The sequence below is a fragment of the Caballeronia sp. LjRoot31 genome (assembly GCF_964253885.1).
GTDB lineage: Bacteria > Pseudomonadota > Gammaproteobacteria > Burkholderiales > Burkholderiaceae > Caballeronia.
The window spans coordinates 2,486,122-2,507,801 of record NZ_CAXURX020000001.1; the positions used below are offsets into that span (position 1 = coordinate 2,486,122).

Here is a 21,680-nt window from a genome sequence, read left to right on the forward strand (position 1 = left end):
ATTCTTTCGATTCATCGCGATTCGAGCGCCTTGGCATGCATGTCGGTGGGCATCTCGTCGGGCCGGTTAGCATGGGCTATGGCACGGGCTGTGGCACGGGCCGTGAAGCGCGGCAGCAATGCACCCAGGCGCGCCCAGCCAAGGCCGCCACGCGCCGCTTGCGGCGGCTCGCCCTGCACGAACTGAACGAACGACGCCATCATTTCCTCGCGCGCCGAATACGAAAAGCACGCGTGATCGAGGGTGTCGTGATGAACGGTTTCGACATTGCGCCACTTGCGCATCCGTCGTCCGCCCGCACCAAAAAACACGGCGAACTCGTCCATGCCAGGATCTCCGGCGCCATAGACAAAGCGAACCTTCACGTCGCGCTCACCCAACTGGCGAACCATCGCGCGCACCCGCGAACCGGACGAATCCACGCCGATCGTGCGCTCGGCGAAATACGCCGCGCTGGCCTTCAGGCGTGTGCCTAAGCGCCGCGTCAGCTCCTTCACGATTGGCGTCAGGCGCCGTTGGCCGCGCAACACGCGCTTCCATTTGCTCGCCGTCTTGAAGGAGCGCATGAAGGTACTGGTTGCCGTCTTCGGCCGGTTGTCGTTCGCGGCGAACGACATGGGATCTTCCGGGAAACCGAACTTGGGCGCGTTCACAAGCACGAGAGAACGAATATAGGGACTCACCGGCGCCGCGTGCAGGCAAACGTAAGCGCCCGAGCAGACCGCGAAACACGAGACATCGTCGAAACCACGCTCGGCCAGGAACGCGGCAGCGCTCACTACGTCGTCGCAACCCGAGCGGGAAAACAGCAGCGACAGCGGACGTTTGTCGACAACGGCAGCGCTGTCGCCGAGCGTGCCGATATCGAATCGCAACGACGCAAAGCCCTGGCGCGCAAGTCGGCGAGCGAGCGTGACCGAGATGCGCGCGTCGCCTATCCGATGGGTCGCGCCCGGGTTGACGAACACGACCGAGCGGCGCGACTGCGCGCGCTCTTCCGGCTCACACAGAATGCCGAACAGACGGCCATTGTCGAAGATCACGGGCGTTTCGCGGACCCCGTCGGCAATGAGGACAGGGGATTCGGGCGGCTTGGCAATCGATGCGGCCACCGCCGGTTCAGCCTGCTCAGTGACGCCCAACCATTCGACAATGCGTGCAATCGCCTGTCGTGGCGTCTCGGTCACGCCGGATTCCTGCATGAACGCGGCGCATTCGTCGAATGGCTCGAACTGCGCATCCGCTCCTGCCGCGCTGCAAGCTTCGACGAGTTTCTTCGAGCGTGAGGGATCGTAAGAATCGAGTACAAGCAAGCGCCGCGGCGCTCGTTCAGCCAACCGTGCGTCCCGCAGCAAGTCGAACTTGCTCAGCATCGCGACGCTCGATGCGATCAAGCGATGCCCTACCGCCTCCGCATAGTCGGCATCGGCCGGCGGGGGCGCGACGTGAATACCACCTGTTTCAAGCCAGTTCTGCTGCAGCAGACGCAGCTCACGCAAGTATTGCCTGCCCGACAACACGGGGGCGAGCAACACCAGTTGATCGACTTCTTCGTCGGCCGCCACCAGCGCGGCGAGCGTCGCGCCCAGACGCAAGCCGCACAGGACCACTTGAGTGACCCCCATCGATTCTTTCAAATAAGCGATCGCCGACCGAATGCTTCGCAACCACCGCTCGATCTGCTCGCCGTCTTCCGACTCGCCCGCCGAGTCGCCTGTGCCGGCGTAGTCGAAGCGAAGCGTCGGCGCGCCTGAGTCCGCGAGGGCTTCGGCGAACACGCGCCAGCCCTTGTGGACCCACATGGCCTCGCGGCCGAACGGCTGGCAGAGCACTACGCCGCGCGTCGCGGCAGGCCCACCCTCGTGCAACCAGCCAAAGCAATGGTCAAAAATTATTGGCGTCATCTCGAAGTTGCGTCCCGAAAGAGCGTCGTTATTAAGTTGTCTGCGCATTACACTTTCACTACGCCAATGATTCAGTGCGTCCGCACACACTGCACAAGCGCAGGCTGATATTTCCGCCACCGCGAGCACTTTTCCGCCACCGTTATTCCCCTGATGTTCGATGTCCAACAGACGGCTTTTTCATGGCCGAGTCAAATAGGGCATCACGCCGTGTCCTGCATGCGCGGCACAGAACACGAAAATGCCGGGGAAAACACATGGTCACCGCTGTTCAACAACCCAGTCCGTCCGATGCGCCGCGCTTCTCGGTATGTATCTGCACGCGTAATCGTCCTGGGGACCTTGCCCGGGCGTTGCGTTCGGTCGAAGCATCCACGTATCCGGCGCACCAGATCGTGGTGTCGGACGACAGCACCGATACGCTCACGCGTGAAATGATTGCCGCTGACTTTGCACGCGTCGTCTTTCTGGAAGGACCCCGCCGCGGCCTTGGTGCGAACCGCAACTGCGCGCTTGACGCGGTGACCGGCACGCACGTGGCATTCATCGACGATGACGCTACCCTCAGCACAGACTTCCTGAGTCAAATGGCCGAGTCGCTTCAGCATGGTGGGCAACATCCGGAAAAGTTGATTGTTACGGGATACGAACTAAACTACGGTGAGCGCGTTTATGCAAACGCAACCACGTTTCTCGGTTTCCAGTCACGGCCCTACCGCCCCGGCGATCACCACGACACTGTTGTCATTAACAGCACCGTCTTCCCTGCGTGGCTCTTCAAGCTGATTCGCTTCGACGAGCATCTGGTCTACGGTTATGACGAAGTGGATATCGTCATGCGCGCCACGCTGCAGGGAAAATGCGCGGTCCGGCTTCTGCCGGATGTGTTCAATTCGCATTTTCCGTCGACGGTGAATCGCGACTACTACGCCGCGTTCGTTGAAGCCTCGCGCATCTACGTGACGCATAAGCGCTATCGGTGGTTCGAGCGCAACCGCCCGAAAGCCGCGCTGTTCCTGACGCTTGCCGTGGCTCACAACCTGGTGCACAACCTGCGCGCACACGGACCCAAAGGTCTTGCACGCAGCGCGCGCACGGTTTCACGCGCAATCGCCTACATTCGCCGATACACCCCGGAAGGACTCGCCATACAACATGAAGATCACCGTACTCGTACCCACCTATCGTCGAACCTCGGATCTCGCTCGCTGCCTTGATGCGCTCTCGCGGCAACGGCGCGCACCGGACGAAGTACTGGTGGTGTGCCGCGGCGCCGACGAAGAAACGCAAGCATGGCTCGTGATCGAGAAGTCGCGCGCGCGCCTGCCGCTCGTCAAGGTTGAAGTCGCCCAGGGCGGCCAGGTTGCCGCATTGAACGCGGGTCTCGACGCAGTCACCGGCGACATCGTGGCGATCACCGACGACGACGCGGCGCCCCGCCCGACGTGGCTCGAACGTATCGAATGCCATTTCGCGAACTCGCCTGACGTGGGCGGCGTCGGCGGGCGCGACTGGGTGCATGAACATGGCACGACACTCGATGCTGCCGAACCGGACGTAGGCCGCTGGCAGTTCCCAGGCCGCGCGATCGGCAATCATCATCTGGGCGTGGGGGCCGCGCGCGACGTGGACTTCCTCAAGGGCGCGAACATGAGCTATCGCGTGAGCGCGATCAGCGGCAATGCCATTCGCTTCGATACGCGTCTGCGCGGCACCGGCGCGCAGGTCAACAACGACATGGCGTTCGCGTCAGCGGTGCGGCGTGCGGGTTGGCGCCTTGTCTACGATCCAGCGGTGGAAGTGGATCACTATCCGGCGCAACGCTTCGACGAAGATACGCGCGCCATGCGTGGCAGCCGGAGCTGGGCCGCGATCGAAAACGAGTCGTATAACCTGCATTTGATCGTGCGTGACGAGTATCGCGGTACACGCCGAGGCATGGCCTTGCTGTGGCTCACTGTCGTCGGACACGGCGCATGTCTGGGCTGGGTCAATCTCGCGCGTGCTCGCTTCATCCATCGCGAGGCGAGCGCGTTGCAGCGCTGGCGCGCAGCGCGCAGCGGCGCGGCGCTGGCCAAGCGCGATCATGCACAGCGGCGGCTGAAAAGCGTGGAACGCGAATTCGCGGGATGATTGAAACGCGCAGTCGTAAGCAGCGTTCATTTAAAAAAGGCGATCAGGATAACCTGATCGCCTTTTTATCTACCGCAACACAAGCGGCTAATGCGCAATCAAGCGGCCCAGAACCTGCGGCCGCCGGGTAACTTCGTCACGCCGCTGGCGCACGTCGTGTCGACGGACGGTTCTGCCGGTGCTCGCACTGGGAAATCGCTTGCTCATAGACCGTGAGATGTTCCGTGCACACGCGCTGCACCGAAAAACGCTCCAGATCTCGCTTCGCACGCGCGGCATATTGCGCGCGTACCGGCGAATCCATCAGCAGCCATCCCATCTTGGCCGCCAGTTGCATCGGCTCCTGCGGCGCAACGAGGACCCCTGCACTGCCGTTTTCCAGCATCTCAGGAATGCCACCCACCTTCGTCGCGACGATCGCACAACCCGCCTCCCGCGCTTCGCTGATCACCAGCGGCCCGGGTGCCTGATGTGCAGCGAACACGAAGACATCGGCTTCGGCCAGATACGCGCGGGGATCCGCGACGAACCCTGTAAATCGAACATGATTCGCAATGCAAAGTTGTTCGGCAAGGCTTTCCATCAGCCCGCGATCAGGTCCGTCGCCCACCAGATAGAGCTGTACATCTTGCGTCTGCCGCACATGCGAAAACGCGTGCAGAAGGTCGGCAATGCCGTTGCGCTCGAACATCGCTGCCACGCACACCACGTTCGGATGCTGCAAGTGCAATTCCCGCGGCATCTGCCGTGCGGAAAAACGCGGTGAACCCATCGTGCCGCTCGTCACTACGCTCAGGGTGTCCGCCGGCACGCCTCGTTCGAGCATTGCGTCACCCACCGCGTGGCTCACCACGATCACACGGTCACCAAAACGCATCAGCGAAGCGCTTTTCTGAATATCGTGATGGACGGTGGTCACCAGCGCGAAGCGGCGGCGCATGCTGCCGAAGCGCGAGATCAACGCGCCGGTCATCATGTGCGCGTGCACGACATCGGGGTTAAACCGTTCGATCAACCGGCCGAACCCCGCGATCATGGCCGGCACGCGCCAGGGCTGGCGCGACTGTTGCAGCAGCGAATGCGTGACGCCATGGCGCCGCAGCAACGACTCGTAGGCGCCGCCCGATGACGCGACCGCGACGTCGTGTCCGGCGCGTGCCTGCATGCACGCCAGATCGACCATCGCGTTGACGGTGCCGTTGCCGTTGCATTGCGCATGCGTGGCCAGGTGAACGATTTTCATGACTAGGTCTGGTTCGAGGTTGAGCGGCGCCTGGGGCGCCGGGGCCCTTCTTTCTTCTTGCTGGTGACTGCTAGAGACTGCTAGCGACTGCTGACTACTTCTCTCTCATTCAATACGAGTCGATAGCTTCGCGATACACCGCGGCGGTCTGCGCCGCGATCACTGGCAAATCGAAGTACGAACGCGCATACGCACGGCACTCCGCTTCGCTGGGAAGCACCCGCTTGCCAAGCAACGCACCGGCGAGCCCTGCCCCCAGCGCCTGGAAGCCGCCCGATTCCAGCACCAGTTCCTGACTCAGTGGCGCGACCGCTTCGGGCAAACCGCCCACGGGCGTCACGATCACCGGCGTGCCGCTTGCGAGGGATTCAATGGTGGTCAGGCCGAAGCCTTCCAGCGCCGTTGTCGGCACGACCGACACGTCAGCCGAGCGATACCAGAGCGGCAGCGCTTCGTCGGCGACAAACCCCGCGAGACGCACATGCTGCGACAAACCCCGATAGTCGATACGCGCCTGCAACGCCTCCATCAACGGCCCCTTGCCGGCGATAGTCAGCAACACGTCGGGCACTTGCTGACGCACGACGAACATGGCGTCGATCAGGTCTTCCAGGCCCATGCGCGAGACGAGGCGGCGCACGCAAAAAAGCATGGGCCGGTCTTGCGGGAGTCCAAGCGCTGTACGTGCCGCACGCCGGTCAACATCGGAGCTGAAATGATCGACATCGACACAACCCGGCACGATGCGGATGGTGCGCGCGTTCACGCCATACTGCTTCTGCAATACATCGCCGAAAGCCTGAGACAACACGATGTGCAGATTGCCGCGCTGATACACGTGCCGTTCAACTACACGCCGCAGCATCACATTCGCATGGCCGCGCGCGCCGTGCGCCGATTCATCGCCCCAGGGTCCGTGGAAATGGATCACCTTCGGTACGCGCGAAAACTTGCCGAGCACGGGCGCTGCGTACAACGCGAAATGCGCGGCGACCACGTCGGGCATACGGGCGTTACGCAGTTCGACAGCGGCACGCCGCAAGCCGATTACGCGCTTGACCAAAGGCGCATCGGGCGCGGCGAACGGCGTCACCACGCCTTGTGTCGATGTCCGCACGTTTTCGCTTCCTGCTACGAGGCCTCGCACGGTCACGCCCTGAGCGGGCAGCGACTGGATCAGCGCGCTGACCACGCGATCGAGGCCACCGGGACGCTCATCGAACCAGTTCATGCCGATCTGCAGCGAGTCGATGATCCGCGGTTTTAACGGCGGCTTCGACGCGTCCTTCGAAGGGTTGCCCGGCGACTGCTTCAAAGGTTTCTTCGCACCGTTGGCCTTGGGCGCGCGGTCCGCGATGGGGGTGGTCGTGCTTGCATGCGTCGTCATTGATTTGATGGCGGTATTCATGTCTTCACCGATACGATCCCTCGGCCAGCTCGCGCGTTGCGGCGAACAGCCTTGCGGGTTTTCGCAATGTCTTCGAACAGCGCGAGATAGCGGGCTGCCATGGTCTGCCAGGACAACGTCGCGGCCAGCGCTTGAGCCGCCTGCCCCATTTCGCGGGCCCGCAGCGGGTCGGATGCAATCAGCGAAATAGCTTCGGCAAGCGGAGTTTCATTGTCGGGATCGTCCAGCACGATGCCGCACTCCTGCGTGACCACTTCCGCGCCGCCGGTCGTGTGCACGGTAATCACCGGCAACGCGGAAGCCAGCGCTTCGAGCAGCACGAGGCTCATGGCTTCATAACGCGACGGGAATACGAACGCATCGGCGCAACGCATCAGCGTGGGCATATCGCGGATCATGCCGACGAAATGCACGCGATCCGCCACACCGAGCGCGGCCGCCATGGCCGGATACGGACTGTTCTCCACGCCCCCGGCCACCGCGAGATGTACGTTGGGCGGACACTTCACGAGCGCGCGCAGCACGGTATCAAGGTTCTTGCGCGCGGTACGCAGGTCGCCGGCGAACAGCAGCATGAATGGGTCTTCGGGCAACTTGAAACGCTCGCGCTGCGATGTCTGCGACAAGCCCGGCGAGAACTCGACGTTATCCACGCCGTTATGGATCACGCGGATTTTGTCGCGCGACATGCCAAGCGATACCAGCTCCGAACTCACTTTCTCCGACACCGGCACCAGCACGCGTGCATGCCTGAACGCCCAGCGTTCGCACCATGCGTTGAGCCGCGTGAACAACAGTTGATATGCGGCATAGACACCGCCGGTCAGGCGAAACGGGTAATAGCCGCTTTTATACCAACCAGTGTGGACGAAGTGGATGGCGTTCACATCGGAATCTGTCCAGGCGATAAAACCATTGACCTGCACCACGTCGAATTCATGACGGTGCGCGCGAATCCACGCAGCAACACGCAACGCGAACATCTGGTACTGCAGCAAGCGTGTCGGCACCCGGCTCACGGGCATGCGAACAACAGTGATGCGCGGATGCTGGCTCAACGTTTCGTCGACCTTGGTGCTGAGCAGCGTGACCGAATGGCCCGCGGCAAGCGCTGCCTGGACGACCTCGTAGTTGACGCGCCCTTGCCCGTCGTTGCGGCCGACGGTATGGGTGACGATAAGCAGATTCATACGGTCCTCGTTGGATACTGAGTGTGCTGTTGTGCTGTCCGGTACCTGGCTGGGTCCCACAGACTGACTGGACTGAACGGACTGAACGGACTGATCGGACTGATCGGCAACGGCGCTCATATGCGCAAAGTCAGCGTAGACGGCTGCGCGATGTTCCGCTGCGCCACGGTCCCCGTGGCTGCGCGCCCCGGCGAGACCACAGCGTCTAAACGAACGGCGGCGACGCGCGCCGACTGTTGAATCTCGCGCGCATAACGCCAGCCGGTAACGGGCAACATCACGCCGATGAAAAAGAACATGCCGCCCGAGCCAACCAGCGTATTGACGAACACCATCATGGCCAGCACGCCGAACGCCGCGGCCGTGCCGGCCACGGCAAAGCGATCGCTTTTCCTGGCGAAGCTGGCAACAAACGCGCGCAGTATCAGCATCAGCAATCCTGCCGCGTAGAGCAGCGTGCCGGGCCATCCAAGCACGTACGGCACTTCCATCAGGCCGCTGTCGAAGTCGACATTATTCGACGACCCATCGCCCGAAAGCTTCGAGCCGAGACCGGTCATGCCAAGACCCTGCCCCGCGATATTGGTGGTCATCTCGGAGAGGAAGTGGTTGTAGATCTCGGTGCGGACCTGATAGCTGTAGTCGTTATCGAGCTGGGTCACCGTGGAGAAGCGCGCCATCGCCTTGTCCGAGATTTCATCGATCATGGCGACCGGCGAGCACAGCAGCACGATCACCGCGACACCGCCGACCAGCCGCAAGCGGCTGCGGCCGTCGAGCATGACGAACAGGTACACCAGCCCGATGGCGAGGCCGCCGACCACGCTGCGCGACATCGTGCCGATCAGCGCCGGCACGGCCAGGCCGCCCGCGAGAAAGGCCGTCTTGTTGCGCGCGGCGAGCGTCATCAGCAGGCAAGCCATCATCGCTATGGCAAAGGGGCCTGAGGAATTCATCGTGCTGGAGACCCGCATGCCGAACGGCAGCGGCACGCCCTCGGAGATCATCCCCGACTGCAGTAGCCAGAACGCGTCCCAGGGCGGTGGGCTGACGTACTGGAACACGCCGTACGCCGCAATCACAAAGCCGCCGAACACGAATGTCTTGAGCATCGTGCGGTGATATTCGGGGTACTGCCGCCATGTAACGAGAATGTGGAAAGCGATCAGGACGGGGAACAACCACGAGATCAGCGTATAGGACGCGGCTGCAATTCCAGCGCCCACCATGCCGATCACATAGCCATAGAAGATGCCGAGCACGATCAGCGTGAGCGGGATCGCACGCCGCTGCATCAGCACGCGAAAATGGGTCAGCAGGTTCATGCCGCACAGCGCGGCCGCTATCACCGGCGCGAGCATGATGAGGCTGCGGTCACTGAACGTGCCGGTGAAGTAGTCGGACAGGCGCCGCACTTCCGGTGTGAGGAAGAACAGCCACACGACGAACGAGAGATAGTGCGCGGGCGAGCGTTTGTAGAGAATCGCGGCGACCGCGACGGCACCCGCCGGATAAAAGAATTCCAGCACACGGCTCTGATGCAGCACGAGCAATAAGGCCGTGAGCGCGGCAAACGCCAAAGGCGCGATCATCATCCGGCGCCGCCGGCTCAGCTCCGCGCGCTGCTTCAGCTCCACGTCTTCGGCCGCGAGCTTCGCCGCGCGAGCTGCCTTTGCGGCCGGCGACGGCGCAGGCGCGGACGCCATCTTCTCGCGCTGCGCCATCCATGGCGTCTTCCACGACCCGACAGCCCCGTCCGGCGACTTGTCTCGCCCATTCGTGATCGAAACACTCGACATCGTTAAATCCTGTGAAGGAGAGGTCGGCGTCGTGTTCGTGCAATGCACGTCACTCGCGTCCTCTGTGTCATTTGGAAACGTCCAATGCCGACGTCAGGCACTTGCAGATACGCATTTCAGGGACTTCACTCGCACTTCACGAGCTGCTGCGTTTTCAAAACCTTCAAACTTCCTCTACCGTATCGACGCAATCCGCCTCGCCGGCATGCTGGTTCGTGCGGCCGTTATAACGGCTCTTGCGTATCAGTCCAATCAAGCGAACGCCGCGCTCGACGAACGGCCCCTCATCCTTGCGAAATCCGAATGCTTCGTAAAAGCCGCGCAAGCCCACCGGCGCCAGTAAGCGCACACCCCGCCCGGGCCACCGTTCGCCCGCTGCCGCGATAACACGCGCAATCAGCGCCGCAGCCGTGCCGTCGCCTCGACGCAGCGGGCTGGTAAGGATCTTGTCCACCACGACCACCCCTGCCTCAGCCGGCCCCATGCTGCCCTCGTGCAAGCGCGCATAGGCCATGACGGGCATCGGCCGCGAGATGTCATCGACTGCAAACACATGGAGCGACGTTTCATCGCGCCCGTCCGGGTCCAGATGCACATGGGACTGTTCGACAACGAACACAGCGCTTCGCGCCCGCAGGATCAAATACAGCTCCCGTGCGGTGATTTGCTCGAAGTCGAGTGCTTTCCAGTTCATGTGCCGGTCCTGCTCCAGATAAAGCCGGCAGCACCGGCCTGTTCGATGTTCATACCTTAAGTCTCCGACCGCATAACTTCCGTGCGGCATCGCACCGACGCAACCCCTTGCCAATCCGTTAAATACGGTCAACCGAACCGCAATCGGCGAATGACGAACTGCCGCGAGAAAAAGTCTGGAGTCCGCCAACACGGGATGAGCCTCCAGGCTTCAAAACAAACGTGCGCCAGGTTGCCGATTGCAAGACCAGTCCGGTTCCGGTCACGCGACCAAGCCGATATCAAGCGGCTGCGGCCGGTCTTAGGTGAAACACCTTTAGTGACATTTCTTTGGGGGGCTATTACATGAAATCCGCACTGCGCCGCATCCTTACCGAATCCGCCCGGCTCGACGTTCCCGCAGACTCGCTCGCCGACGACGCCGACCTCTACGCCGCCGGTTTGTCATCGCTCGCGACGGTTCATCTGATGCTCGCCGTTGAAGACGAGTTCGGTATCGAGATCCCCGACCGCATGCTGACGCGCCGCCTGTTTTCGTCGATCGACTCGCTCGCCGCCGCGGTGACCGAGCTGCAACTGGCGCAGGCCGCAGCATGAACGCCTCGACGGATGTCGCCGTCCTTGCAGTGAAGACCGAAGAAGCCGCGGTCGTGGCAGCACGGATTGTGGAAGACGTGCGGCACGCGTCGGCCGAGCCCGCGTGGCTCGCCGCCACTCGCCGCGTGGCCCAAGTCGCAGCACTTCATGCCGCCGCAGTCGATCGCGATGCGCGTTTCCCGGTGGAAGCCTTCGAGGCAATGCGCCGCGAACGCCTGTTGTCCGCGATGATCCCTGCCGCGCTTGGCGGGGCCGGCCTGACGCTTGCCGAAGTGGCGCGCATTTGCGAAACACTGGCGCGTGCGTGTTCATCGACTGCAATGGTCTATGCGATGCATCAAAGCCAGGTGGCCTGCATCGTCGATCAGGGCCATGCAATCCCGTGGCAACGCGAGATGATCGCGCGCCTGGTGGACGAGCAATGGCTGCTCGCCTCGGCCACGTCCGAAGAAACCATCGGCGGCAACATGCGCACCAGCGCCTGTGCGGTCGAACTGGTCGATGGCGCGTTCAGGATCGAGAAGCTCGCACCGACCATCTCGTACGGCGAGCATGCCGACTGCATCCTGGTCACCGCGCGCCGCAGTCCAGAGGCCAGTGCGTCGGACCAGGTGCTGATCGTGGCGCCGCGCGACTCGCTCGTGCTGGAAAAGCGCGGCGGCTGGGACTCGCTCGGCATGCGTGGCACCTGCAGCGAAAGCTTCCGGCTCATCGCCAAGGGCCGCGCCGAGCAGATCCTGCCCGTGCCGTTCGCGCAGATTGCCGACCAGAGCATGTTGCCGGTTTCGCACACGCTCTGGGCGTCAGTGTGGATCGGCATTACCGCCGACGCCGTGAATCGCGCGCACCAGTTCTTCCGTGCCCAGGCGCGCGGCAAGCCGGGTGCATTGCCCCCTTCGGCGGGACGGCTCGCGGACGCAGTCGCTCAGTTGCGCATGATGCAGGCACGCCTCAAGGTTGCACTCGATGCCGCAAGCGACGCCTCGTCGGAACGCATTGCGCGCGACGCACAGGAAGCCTGCGATTTCGATACACCGCTGGGCGCCTCACTGAGTCTCGCCTCCGACATGAACACGCTGAAGCTCAGCATCTCGTCGACTGCGCTGCAGGTCGTGCAGGAGACGCTGATGATCTGCGGCATGGCGGGCTACAAGAACAACACTGATTACAGCGTTGGGCGTCATCTGCGCGATCTTTTCTCAGCACCGCTGATGATCAGCAACGACCGCATCCAATTGAACACGGCGAACCTGCTGCTTGCGCAGCGCACGCCGGCTACAGGGAGAATCTAGGACATGAACACGGTAACGGAACACGCGGCCATCGCAGCCGCCGATGCCCAACACGCATCCACCTACAGCGCTTCGGACATCACGTTGCGGGATCGTTTGATTGAAGCAGGAATCCTGATCGATACCGGCGAAGACGGCTTGTATGGCCGCAGCCAGGTATTCGAAGACGTGATCGACCGTCTGAACAACGCGATCACCCTGTTGGGCGCCGACCAGGAAGCTGAAGTGCTGCGCTTTCCTCCCGCCATGCGCCGCCACGACTTCGAGGACAGCGAATACCTGAAGAGCTTCCCTGATCTCGCCGGCACAATCCACTCGTTCCAGGGCAATGACCGCGGTCACCATCGGCTTCTGGAAGCCCTCGAAAAGACCGTATCCGTAGGCGAGGAAGAACGCACCGACGAATGGATGGACCAGCAAAAGCCGACCCGCCTGGTCCTGACGCCAGCGGCCTGCTATCCGATCTACCCGACCATTGCGAAACGCGGCGCACTGGCCGAAGACGGTGCAACTGTCGACGTGTTTGCGTATTGCTTCCGCCATGAACCCTCCATTGATCCGGGCCGCATGCAGATGTTCCGGATGCGCGAATACGTGCGTCTCGGCAGTCCGCAGCAGGTCATGGATTTCCGGGAAAAATGGATCGAGCGGGGTTCGCTGCTCGTGAAAATGCTCGGCCTGCCGTTCGAAATCGATCTCGCCAACGACCCGTTTTTCGGCCGTGGCGGCAAGATCGTGGCCGACAGCCAGCGCGCTCAGCAATTGAAATTCGAACTGCTGATTCCGGTTGCCACGCCTGACCGGCCGACCGCCTGCCTGTCGTTCAACTATCACATGGAACACTTCGGCGAGATCTGGAAGATCGCCCAAGCGGACGGTGAACTGGCGCATACCGCGTGCGTCGGTTTCGGCATGGAACGCACGACGCTTGCCCTTTTCCGGCATCACGGCCTCGATGTCAAAGCGTGGCCGGCCGACGTGCGTGAGTTCCTTTGGGGCGACACGCAGTCGCGTATCAGCGCCGGACTCGAGGCGCTGTCATGACTGCCGTCCATAGCAGCGGCATAACGGATTCCAGCCGCGAGCGCGCCCGGGTCGTGCAATTGCGCCCACCCCACATGCGCGTGCGCAAGCACCAGTCGCACTCGCTGCATCAGGGCGAACGGGTCTGGGCGGAAACAAATTGCTACGTGGATTTGTGGATCGAGTTGTTGCACGGCTATGGACTCGATCCGCGCGCGGCGCTGGCGTTTACGGTCACTCAGGACTTCGAGGGCGACCAGTTCACGTTCTTCAAGTTTCCGCTGGAGGACCTCGACAAGCTCTATGGTTTGCAGGTCCAGGAGCTGGCCATCTACGATTCACTGGAAGACCGCGTGCGTACGCAGACCCAGCGCGGCCATACCGTGCTGGCTGAAGTCGATGCGTTTTACCTGCCCGATACGCGCGCCACGTCATACCGGCACGATCACACGAAGACGACCATCGGCGTGGATTACATCGATCCGCGCTCGCGCCGGCTTGGTTATTTCCACAACACGGGTTACTTCGTGCTGGAGGGCGAGGACTATGAAGGTGTGTTTCGCCGGCTGCCGGAACTTGATGGCCGTCCCGAGTTGCTGTTTCCGTACGTGGAGTTCTGCAAGCGTGCACGGCCTGCGCTGAGCGGCACGGCGCTGGCGGAAGCCTCTGCGGATCTGCTGGTTGCGCATTTGCAGCGGCGTCCGGCGCGCAATCCGATCACGCAATGGCGGGCGGCTTTTCCCGAGCATCTCGAGATGCTGTTCGAGCGTGGCCCGGAGCATTTCCACCTGTACACCTTCAACGTCATGCGGCAACTCGGCTCGAACTTCGAGTTCATGTCGAGATACCTTGTCTGGGTGCGCGAGCGTGGTTTCGCGATTCCCGAGGCCATGCCGATTGCAGCGCAACGTATTGCGACCGAGTCGATGGTGATGCAGTTCCGGCTGGTGCGGGCGATTGCTCGTGGCCGGCGGGACCCCTGTCATGAGTGTTTCGATGTGCTGGAAGAGTCCTACGAGAAAATTGTGGAACCGCTTGCGGCGTTGATACGTTAAGGGCTGGGTTTCGTTCGCACTCGGGGTTGGGGGCCGGCGGACGGGTGGTTGTTTGGTTGGTTGGTGCTTTCGGCGTTAGTGGTCAGGGGTCTATGCCGGGTTGGTCGGTTTGGGGTTAGTGGCCGGGGTCAATGCCGGGTTGCTGCTTTCAGCCTTAGTGGTCTGCCTGAGTCGGATATTCTCTTTATCACTATTAGCCACTGTGCGTGGCGGCACGTCATTTCTTTGTCCAAAGCGACAAAGAAACGAAGCAAAGAAAACGCTTTCAACCACGCTATCCTAAGTGTCCACAGCGTGCAGTTTTCATTCATGGGTGCCCCAAAAGCACGGTGCTCGCCAGAGCGAAGGATGTTTGAAACCCTCCTTCTCGCGAATCCTGACACGAACACGCTTCGCCCCGTACGCTCTCGGGCAAGAACCATTGCTAAGTAATCCAAATGGCCTCACACGTATTTACGGTCGCGGCTTTTTTGGGGTTAACTCCCCGGTCTACGCGGCCATATTCGTGGGTCACAGCCTGATGCGGATTTACTACTTCAGTTTTGGTGAGTTTGCTGCACGGCCTAGACAGTTATTTTCGTTGGATACGGCCTTACGCATTTTGGGGCTTTGTTTCCAGGCGGGTTGGCTACGTGGTCCGTCACGCGTACAAATTGGTGGTCGGTCGTCCGCGGATAGCGCGGGGTGCCCCTTGGGCAGGTTCAATCACTGGTGGCGAAGCGTGTGGGTATCGGTGTTCGGAGAAAGAGGGGTTCACACATCCGTGGCTCTGGCGAGCACCGTGCTTTTGGGGCACCTATGAATAGAAACTGCACGCTGTGGACACTTAGGGTAGCGTGGTTGAAAGCGCTTTCTTTGCTTCGTTTCTTTGTCGCTTTGGACAAAGAAATGACGTGCCGCCACGCACAGTGGCTAACAGTGATAAAGAGAAAATCCGACTCATGCAGACCACCACGGCCGAAAGCACCAACCCGGCATAGACCCCCGACCACTAACCTCAGAACCTAGCAACCCGGAATTGACCCCTGACCACAAGCGCCGAAAGCACCAACAACCACCCGACCAACAACCACCCTGCCCCCCAACCCCGAGTGCGAACGAAACCCACCACACCATTCGAGGAAACCGCCATGAGCGTCCCGTCGCCCGGTACCAGTGCTTCGCCGTCCGCTTTTTTTCCACGCCTGTTGTCCGAAGGCTGGGAGTGCCTCACCACGCGCGCCGGCGCTTACGCCACGCCCGCTGCATTGAGCACTGACGAATGGCTCGCCGCACCCGTGCCCGGCACGGTTGCATCGGCGTGGCGAGACGCCGGCAAGCTCGATCTCGAGTCCCCCCCGACATTCGCTTTTGATGACCACTGGTATCGACTGGTCCTATGCGAAAAAGGGCAGCGCCGCCTGCGCATGCACGGACTTGCAACACTTTCGGAAGTCTGGCTCGACAATACAAAACTGCTCGATTCCGATTCGATGTTCGTCGCCCACGATCTCGACCTGCATCTGGATGGCAATGCCACGCTCTATCTCTGCTTTCGTTCGCTGAGTGCCGCGCTCGCAGCCAAACGCACCCGCGCACGCTGGCGGCCAAGGCTCGCTCAACCGGCCACGCTGCGCAACGTTCGCACAACCCTGCTCGGCCACATGCCCGGCTGGTGCCCGCCGATACAAGCGGTGGGCCCATGGCGGCCGGTGGAATTACTTGGTGAGTCAGCCACGTCGATCGATCGTGTGGACCTGCATTCAAGCCTCGACGGCAACGACGGCCTGATTCACCTGACGCTCCGGTTTGTCCATCCGCAACCTGAACAGATCGCACGACTTGTTTGCAACGATGCATCAATAACGCTGCAATGGCGCGATACGCAAACGCTTGCGGGAACCTTGCGCGTTCCCGATGTGCCGCGCTGGTGGCCACATACGCATGGCGAACCTGCCTTGCATCGCGTGGCGCTCGAGTTTGCTGACAGTGAAGTGATCGAGCTTGGGCGCATCGGCTTCAGGGAACTGCGCGTAGACCGCGGCCCGTTGGGCGATGGCTTTCAGCTAGTGGTGAACGGCGTGCCTGTTTTTGCGCGCGGCGCATGCTGGACGCACGCGGATCTCGTGTCGCTCAGCGGTTCGCGTGAACAGGCGCAAACGTTTTTCCAGCTCGCCCGCGACGCCGGCATGAACCTCTTGCGCGTGGGCGGCACGATGCTCTATGAGTCCGATGCCCTCTATGGATTGGCGGATGAATACGGACTTTTGATCTGGCAAGATTTTGCATTTGCGAATTTCGACTATCCGACGGATGCCGCCTTCACGGCCAGTGTCCAGCACGAAGCCGAACAATTCCTGTCGCGCACAAGGCGCTTCGTTTCGCTTGCCGTGCTCTGCGGCGGCAGTGAAGCCGATCAGCAAGGCGCCATGCTTGGCCTGCCGCCCGAACTGCGCACGCAAACGTTGTTCACGCAGCAGTTACCGTCGATCGTGGCGGCGCTGCGGCCCGATGTGCCTTACGTGATGAACTCGCCGAGCATACCCACTGGAAACGCTGGAGACACTGGAGACGCCGGGGTCACCGCGTGGCCCTTCGCCACGCGCGCCGGCGTCACGCATTACTACGGCGTGGGCGCTTACCAGCGGCCGCTCGAAGACGCCCGCCGCGCGAACGTCCGCTTCGCCAGCGAATGCCTGGCGTTCGCCAACGTCCCCGACGATGTCGCGCTCAACACCGTGCCGCTCGCATCGAAGCCGCATGAGCCCCGCTGGAAAGCCGCCGTGCCGCGAGACCCCGGCGCAGGCTGGGACTTCGACGACGTGCGCGAGTACTACCTGCGCACGCTCTACCAGGTCGACCCCGCCCGCCTTCGATACGAAGACCCCGAGCGATATCTCGACCTGTCGCGCGCGGTTGTGGCCGAGGTCATGACCGAAGTCTTCTCGGAATGGCGCCGCCATGGCTCGTCGTGCGCCGGCGGGATCGTCTGGCAGTTGCAGGACCTGAGGCCGGGCGCGGGCTGGGGTGTAATCGACGCCCTGGGAGCGCCCAAAAGCGCCTGGCACGGCCTCGCGCAGGTTTTGCGCCCCGTGGCAGCCCTCATCACCGATGAGGGCCTTGATGGCCTCGATGTGCATTTGATCAATGAAACTGCCGTGCCCATCGACGCCCGCCTCGAACTCGCGTGTCTTCGTGACGGCGCAACGAAAGTGGCGAGCGCGTCGAGAGACGTAACGCTCGCGGCGCGCAGTACAGCGCGCGTTCAGGCCTCTGACCTGCTCGGCCAGTTCTTCGATTTCACCTACGCGTACAGATTCGGTCCTCGTGCCCACGATGCCACCGTGATTACCTTGCGAGACAAGGTTAGCGGCACCGTGTTGTCAGAAGCATTCCACTTCCCCGAGCGCGCCTGCACGCAGCGCCACGAACTCGGACTCGAGGTTCGCGTGGAACAAACCAGCAATGAGAACTGGGAGCTGGTAGTGAGCGCCAAACGTTTGGCACGCTGGGTTCATATCGTCGATCCACACTATCGCGCGACGCTCGACTGGTTCCATCTGGCACCCGGCCGCGAACGCCGGATCGCGCTGGTTGGTCGCCAGCGCAACACTTCTCATCCGCCAGAAGGTGAGGTTCGTGCACTCAACGCAACGTTTTCAATTGGGTACCAGCGAAATTAGAAGGCCATGCTGAGCAAGGCGGCATGCGTTCCATCACGCCGTGCAAGCGTGTCAAGCGGCGCTGCGAAGCAAATGCGTTCGCTAGCGCACCAAGTCGATGGAACAGTTCTGAATCAATTTTAAAACAACCGACGAATGGTGCCTCGCCCCCTCAACGCACAAGCCCCCGGGGTCGCGTTGCACGTCCGGAAAAAAACTCTAACGGGCCACCAGCAAGGCATTGCGCAGACAAAAGCGTGCGCTGCATCAATCGCATCAATAGCGCCTGTCTACTGACGCCATGTTCAAGAGTGAAACAAAAATATCCATCTGCGGATTCGCGCTCACCGCGCTTGAAGCACGACGCCATGATGGCATTGAGATAGCGCATTGCTGGCACGGTCCTCGCTAAATGAGTCTCGCAGCACCGGCACCGTCGAAAAACGAATTCAACTAAATGACGATGCCGGGTTGCTTACGGGGCTGGTCGCGACACGTTTCGATGGATGCCGTCAGATGCATCCACGAAACGAATCGCTGACCGGTAAATAACAAGTAAGGCGCAATGCGCAAAGTTACGAGAGAAGAACATCATGCTGACCCTTCAGTCCGACCTGCACGGCAATCATTTGTTGGGTGCGCTTCCCGCACACGAATGGCAAGCCCTCACGCCGCATCTTGAACTGGTTCAACTTCGCACCGACCAATTGCTGTGCGATTCGGGACAACGTATTCATCACGTGTATTTCCCCACCACCGCCATCATCTCCCTTCTGCATACGATGGAAGACGGCGGTTCGGTAGAGATCGCAGCAGTCGGCCGTGAAGGCATGACCGGCGTGCCGGTACTGACTGGCGGCGAAACCATGCCGACGCGTGTCCAGGTGCAATGCCCGGGCTTCGCTTATCGCATGAGCGCATCCGCACTGCGTGAACAGTTTGGCCGCTCTGACTTCCTGCGCCGCCTGATGCTGCTGTACATGCAAGCCCTCCTCACGCAAGTTGCGCAAACGGCGGCATGCAATCGCCACCACTCGCTCAGCAAGCAACTGTGCCGCTGGCTTCTCATCGAAATCGATCGCACCACGTCGAATCAATTGCAAGTCACGCAGCAGTTGATTGCCGACATGCTGGGCGTGCGTCGTGAAGGCGTGACAGAAGCCGCAGGCAAGCTCCATGACGCCGGCCTGATCCATCACAGCCGTGGTTGCATCAAGGTCCTGGATCGCGAAGGCCTCGAGTCGCGTGCATGCGAATGCTACGGCATCGTCAAGCGTGAATTCGACCGGTTGCTGCCGCGTCTGCATCAGGCTGAAGCGGTTCACTGAACACGGGACATGGTGCAGGAGTGAAGGAGCCAGGCCATGGCCTCAAGTGTTCGGCGCTTGTGTCTCGACGCGACCCTTGGGCGCTATTGGCGAATCGGCCTCGTTGTTCGGCGTGTCTGGATCGTTCGGATGGACCGCAGGTTCGGTGGAATTTCCCGTATTGCAGAAGCACGCGAAACGGACTTCCCCCGCAGCAGTTCATCGTCGTTCCGGCCGACCCCGTGCTCTCCCCTTCCTGCAATCGTGATCGTGCGCCTGATGTTGGCGTGGGCGCCGATGACGTTCTCCAGACAACCCGGCCTGCTGCGTTCGACTTTGCATCGACCCGCACCGGCACGCTCGCATTCGTTGAAGGCGCTTTCATCATTTCGTCTCTCGAGTCGCGCATGCTGAATTGCCGATTATCTGAACAGCATTTGAATCGAAGAGCTGCGCGCATGATTGATCTCGCGACGCGCCACGATAAAGTTTCTGCTTCACGAGTTTCTGCTTCACGTAGTAAGCGAGATGTTCAGGAGTCCCGCGTCAAGTACATCCAGCACGCGGTCTCACGCAAAAAGTATTTGTGTGAAGTAAGACCCGGACGTGCGCAAGCGCACTTACCGACCCTGCCGATAACGCCACGATGTCATATCGAACGGCCAGATGCGCGCCTCCGCCTTGACCTTCATGGCCGGCAAGTGCGAGCAACCCGGACGATATAAGCGGTGAGAAGAAATGAAGCGAGGCTGTAGAGCAACATAGTCAATACAGATTTTTTTCGAAGGTACGTGGATCTCCTGCCGCGCGCCTTTCAACCTGTGGTTCTTCCTGTGTGAACACCCGTCCGATAGTCAGACGGGGAGCGTTAGCTGTTGTCACGAGTGGTTGCCGCGATGGGTGGACCGGGGAAGAAACCCAGTCGCGAGTAACACCGGGACCAGAGCTGCGAAGGCGCTCATGTCATGCACGGGAAGCACCCCCTACGCGCACTGCGCGGTGACAGGCAGGAGACTTTGCGCTGAGGAGATTCAGCGTATCCGTAACGCGAGGACTACTAATATGAACATCAAACTACTCGTATCACTGCTGGCTGGCGCGACCTTCACAGCATCGCTTACCGGTTGCGCGATTGCGCCCGGACCGTATCTCGACACCGACCGGCTGGACCAGACGCCGTCACCGGAAAGCGTCGCCCAGGCGAACGTGAAGTATCACGTCCAGCCTATTGACGTCACCTACTTCGAGACCCATCCGCGCATGGGCGATGCAACGCTTGCGAGCGTATGTCCGCTGACCTGTCTCACCAGGGACACGCGCAAGCTGTACGCGTATCACGTTGGTGTGAACGACCAGATCAGCGTCACGGTATGGGATCACCCTGAATTCAGCTCAGCCGGCATCTCGGCGAGCACGGGGGCGGCGGGCTTACCGCCGCTGCCCTCGGCGTCACCCGGCGGCACGGCAGCGAGCGGCGGCGCGCCTATTGGCGCGGCCGGCGGCACTGGCGGCACGAGCGCCCCCGAAGCCGGCGGCGTGACCGTGCGCGTGGCCAATGACGGCACCATTTTCTTTCCGCGCGTAGGCCGTGTACAAGCAGTTGGCAAGACCGCTGAGGAACTGCAAGAGGCCCTGACCAAAGGTCTTTCGAAGACCATTCGCAATCCGCAGCTCGACGTTCGCATAACCGGCTTCTATAGCAAGCAGGTCCAGGTCACCGGCGACCTGAAGCAACCTTCGTCGCAGCCGATCACCGACGTGCCGCTGTCCGTCATCGATGCCATCAACCGCTCGGGTGGAGCGAATCCCGATGCCGACCTGCAGAATGTCGGCATCACGCGCGACGGTCATCGTTATGCAGTCGATGTAGCCGCCCTGCTCGATCGCGGCGATATCCAGCAGAATGTGTTGCTGCAGGATGACGACATCATCGACGTACCGGATCGCACCAAGAGCCGGGTGTTCGTGCTTGGTGAACTGGCGAAGCCGCAGACCATACCGATGAACCGTGGTCATCTCACACTGGCCGACGCGCTCGCCAATGCCAACAGCATCGACCCGCACTCTGCCGATCCGCGCATGATCTATGTGATCCGCGGTTCGGACCAGCAGTTCGCGAAAGGCGGCATGCTCAAGACGTCGGCCATTACCTCCGCCGATGGAAGCATGGCGCCAGCTGCGCGGCCGCTCGATCTTAGTGTGTACAAACTGGACATGACGCAGGTGGATGCGCTGATGCTGATGACGCAATTCGACTTGCATCCGCGCGACGTGGTCTATGTGCAGGTTGCCAGCGCTGCTCGTTTCAACCGCGTGCTCGAGCAGATCTCGCCGACCATCCAGACCCTGTTCTACACCATACAAACCACCCGCTGACACGAGTGTCACTTGTTAC

General features: G+C 61.5%; 16 protein-coding genes. 10 read left to right on the top strand and 6 right to left on the bottom strand.

Annotation, left to right across the window (positions count from 1 at the left end; genetic code table 11):
• Positions 1-11: 11 nt before the first annotated feature.
• Positions 12-1,952 (bottom strand): alpha/beta fold hydrolase, encoded by a 1,941-nt coding sequence (locus ACSQ8V_RS10955; protein ID WP_436205728.1) that lies wholly within the window; start codon positions 1,950-1,952, stop codon positions 12-14.
• 209 nt (positions 1,953-2,161) lie between these two features.
• Here ACSQ8V_RS10955 and ACSQ8V_RS10960 point away from each other — a divergent pair, with 209 nt between their 5' ends.
• Genes ACSQ8V_RS10960 through ACSQ8V_RS10970 form a run of 3 tightly spaced genes read left to right on the top strand, consistent with a single transcriptional unit; the run spans position 2,162 to position 4,168 of the window.
• Positions 2,162-3,121 carry a glycosyltransferase family 2 protein gene (locus ACSQ8V_RS10960; protein WP_436205729.1) on the top strand — a complete coding sequence of 320 codons (960 nt, stop codon included), beginning with the start codon at positions 2,162-2,164 and terminating at the stop codon, positions 3,119-3,121.
• The gene (locus ACSQ8V_RS10965; RefSeq protein ID WP_436205730.1) at positions 3,060-4,037 is read left to right on the top strand and encodes a glycosyltransferase family 2 protein; all 978 of its coding nucleotides are present in this window, start codon (positions 3,060-3,062) and stop codon (positions 4,035-4,037) included. Before ACSQ8V_RS10960 ends, ACSQ8V_RS10965 begins: the two co-directional genes overlap by 62 nt.
• Positions 4,034-4,168, top strand: coding sequence for a hypothetical protein (locus ACSQ8V_RS10970; protein WP_436205731.1), 135 nt, complete (start codon positions 4,034-4,036; stop codon positions 4,166-4,168). The genes ACSQ8V_RS10965 and ACSQ8V_RS10970 overlap by 4 nt, the downstream gene beginning before the upstream one ends.
• Before the next feature lie 5 nt (positions 4,169-4,173).
• Here ACSQ8V_RS10970 and ACSQ8V_RS10975 read toward each other — a convergent pair whose 3' ends face one another.
• From ACSQ8V_RS10975 to ACSQ8V_RS10995, 5 genes are all read right to left on the bottom strand, one after another.
• On the bottom strand, positions 4,174-5,280 hold the full coding sequence (locus ACSQ8V_RS10975) for a glycosyltransferase family 4 protein (protein ID WP_436205732.1): 1,107 nt from the start codon (positions 5,278-5,280) through the stop codon (positions 4,174-4,176).
• A gap of 109 nt (positions 5,281-5,389) precedes the next feature.
• On the bottom strand, positions 5,390-6,511 hold the full coding sequence (locus ACSQ8V_RS10980; protein ID WP_436206639.1) for a glycosyltransferase family 4 protein: 1,122 nt from the start codon (positions 6,509-6,511) through the stop codon (positions 5,390-5,392).
• 173 nt (positions 6,512-6,684) lie between these two features.
• Positions 6,685-7,878: a glycosyltransferase family 4 protein gene (locus ACSQ8V_RS10985; protein WP_436205733.1), complete on the bottom strand. Its 1,194-nt coding sequence runs from the start codon at positions 7,876-7,878 to the stop codon at positions 6,685-6,687.
• Between the two features lie 116 nt (positions 7,879-7,994).
• Positions 7,995-9,677 (bottom strand): O-antigen ligase family protein, encoded by a 1,683-nt coding sequence (locus ACSQ8V_RS10990; RefSeq protein WP_436205734.1) that lies wholly within the window; start codon positions 9,675-9,677, stop codon positions 7,995-7,997.
• 163 nt (positions 9,678-9,840) lie between these two features.
• Positions 9,841-10,371: a GNAT family N-acetyltransferase gene (locus ACSQ8V_RS10995; RefSeq protein WP_436205735.1), complete on the bottom strand. Its 531-nt coding sequence runs from the start codon at positions 10,369-10,371 to the stop codon at positions 9,841-9,843.
• A gap of 344 nt (positions 10,372-10,715) precedes the next feature.
• On the opposite strand from ACSQ8V_RS10995, the gene ACSQ8V_RS11000 reads away from it, so the two are divergent.
• The 7 genes from ACSQ8V_RS11000 (at position 10,716) to ACSQ8V_RS11030 (ending at position 21,661) form a co-directional block, all read left to right on the top strand.
• Positions 10,716-10,967, top strand: coding sequence for an acyl carrier protein (locus tag ACSQ8V_RS11000; RefSeq protein WP_213761563.1), 252 nt, complete (start codon positions 10,716-10,718; stop codon positions 10,965-10,967).
• On the top strand, positions 10,964-12,259 hold the full coding sequence (locus ACSQ8V_RS11005) for an acyl-CoA dehydrogenase family protein (RefSeq protein WP_436205736.1): 1,296 nt from the start codon (positions 10,964-10,966) through the stop codon (positions 12,257-12,259). Before ACSQ8V_RS11000 ends, ACSQ8V_RS11005 begins: the two co-directional genes overlap by 4 nt.
• A gap of 3 nt (positions 12,260-12,262) precedes the next feature.
• Positions 12,263-13,303: an amino acid--[acyl-carrier-protein] ligase gene (locus tag ACSQ8V_RS11010; RefSeq protein ID WP_436205737.1), complete on the top strand. Its 1,041-nt coding sequence runs from the start codon at positions 12,263-12,265 to the stop codon at positions 13,301-13,303.
• A 74-nt stretch (positions 13,304-13,377) separates the two neighbouring features.
• On the top strand, positions 13,378-14,337 hold the full coding sequence (locus ACSQ8V_RS11015; RefSeq protein WP_255631123.1) for a DUF1839 family protein: 960 nt from the start codon (positions 13,378-13,380) through the stop codon (positions 14,335-14,337).
• A gap of 1,130 nt (positions 14,338-15,467) precedes the next feature.
• Positions 15,468-17,999 carry a glycosyl hydrolase 2 galactose-binding domain-containing protein gene (locus ACSQ8V_RS11020; protein WP_436205738.1) on the top strand — a complete coding sequence of 844 codons (2,532 nt, stop codon included), beginning with the start codon at positions 15,468-15,470 and terminating at the stop codon, positions 17,997-17,999.
• A 572-nt stretch (positions 18,000-18,571) separates the two neighbouring features.
• Positions 18,572-19,306, top strand: coding sequence for a Crp/Fnr family transcriptional regulator (locus ACSQ8V_RS11025; RefSeq protein WP_213761568.1), 735 nt, complete (start codon positions 18,572-18,574; stop codon positions 19,304-19,306).
• Positions 19,307-20,347: 1,041 nt separating this feature from the next.
• Positions 20,348-21,661, top strand: a complete 1,314-nt coding sequence (locus tag ACSQ8V_RS11030) for a polysaccharide biosynthesis/export family protein (protein WP_436181928.1) — start codon at positions 20,348-20,350, stop codon at positions 21,659-21,661.
• Positions 21,662-21,680: the final 19 nt, after the last annotated feature.

Bases quoted from the DNA above. Each gene is read 5' to 3' on its own strand.
- ACSQ8V_RS10955 (WP_436205728.1), bottom strand. From the start codon at position 1,952: ATGCGCAGACAACTTAATAACGACGCTCTTTCGGGACGCAACTTCGAG.
- ACSQ8V_RS10960 (WP_436205729.1), top strand. From the start codon at position 2,162: ATGGTCACCGCTGTTCAACAACCCAGTCCGTCCGATGCGCCGCGCTTC.
- ACSQ8V_RS10965 (WP_436205730.1), top strand. From the start codon at position 3,060: ATGAAGATCACCGTACTCGTACCCACCTATCGTCGAACCTCGGATCTC.
- ACSQ8V_RS10970 (WP_436205731.1), top strand. From the start codon at position 4,034: ATGATTGAAACGCGCAGTCGTAAGCAGCGTTCATTTAAAAAAGGCGAT.
- ACSQ8V_RS10975 (WP_436205732.1), bottom strand. From the start codon at position 5,280: ATGAAAATCGTTCACCTGGCCACGCATGCGCAATGCAACGGCAACGGC.
- ACSQ8V_RS10980 (WP_436206639.1), bottom strand. From the start codon at position 6,511: ATGAACTGGTTCGATGAGCGTCCCGGTGGCCTCGATCGCGTGGTCAGC.
- ACSQ8V_RS10985 (WP_436205733.1), bottom strand. From the start codon at position 7,878: ATGAATCTGCTTATCGTCACCCATACCGTCGGCCGCAACGACGGGCAA.
- ACSQ8V_RS10990 (WP_436205734.1), bottom strand. From the start codon at position 9,677: ATGTCGAGTGTTTCGATCACGAATGGGCGAGACAAGTCGCCGGACGGG.
- ACSQ8V_RS10995 (WP_436205735.1), bottom strand. From the start codon at position 10,371: ATGAACTGGAAAGCACTCGACTTCGAGCAAATCACCGCACGGGAGCTG.
- ACSQ8V_RS11000 (WP_213761563.1), top strand. From the start codon at position 10,716: ATGAAATCCGCACTGCGCCGCATCCTTACCGAATCCGCCCGGCTCGAC.
- ACSQ8V_RS11005 (WP_436205736.1), top strand. From the start codon at position 10,964: ATGAACGCCTCGACGGATGTCGCCGTCCTTGCAGTGAAGACCGAAGAA.
- ACSQ8V_RS11010 (WP_436205737.1), top strand. From the start codon at position 12,263: ATGAACACGGTAACGGAACACGCGGCCATCGCAGCCGCCGATGCCCAA.
- ACSQ8V_RS11015 (WP_255631123.1), top strand. From the start codon at position 13,378: ATGCGCGTGCGCAAGCACCAGTCGCACTCGCTGCATCAGGGCGAACGG.
- ACSQ8V_RS11020 (WP_436205738.1), top strand. From the start codon at position 15,468: ATGAGCGTCCCGTCGCCCGGTACCAGTGCTTCGCCGTCCGCTTTTTTT.
- ACSQ8V_RS11025 (WP_213761568.1), top strand. From the start codon at position 18,572: ATGCTGACCCTTCAGTCCGACCTGCACGGCAATCATTTGTTGGGTGCG.
- ACSQ8V_RS11030 (WP_436181928.1), top strand. From the start codon at position 20,348: ATGAACATCAAACTACTCGTATCACTGCTGGCTGGCGCGACCTTCACA.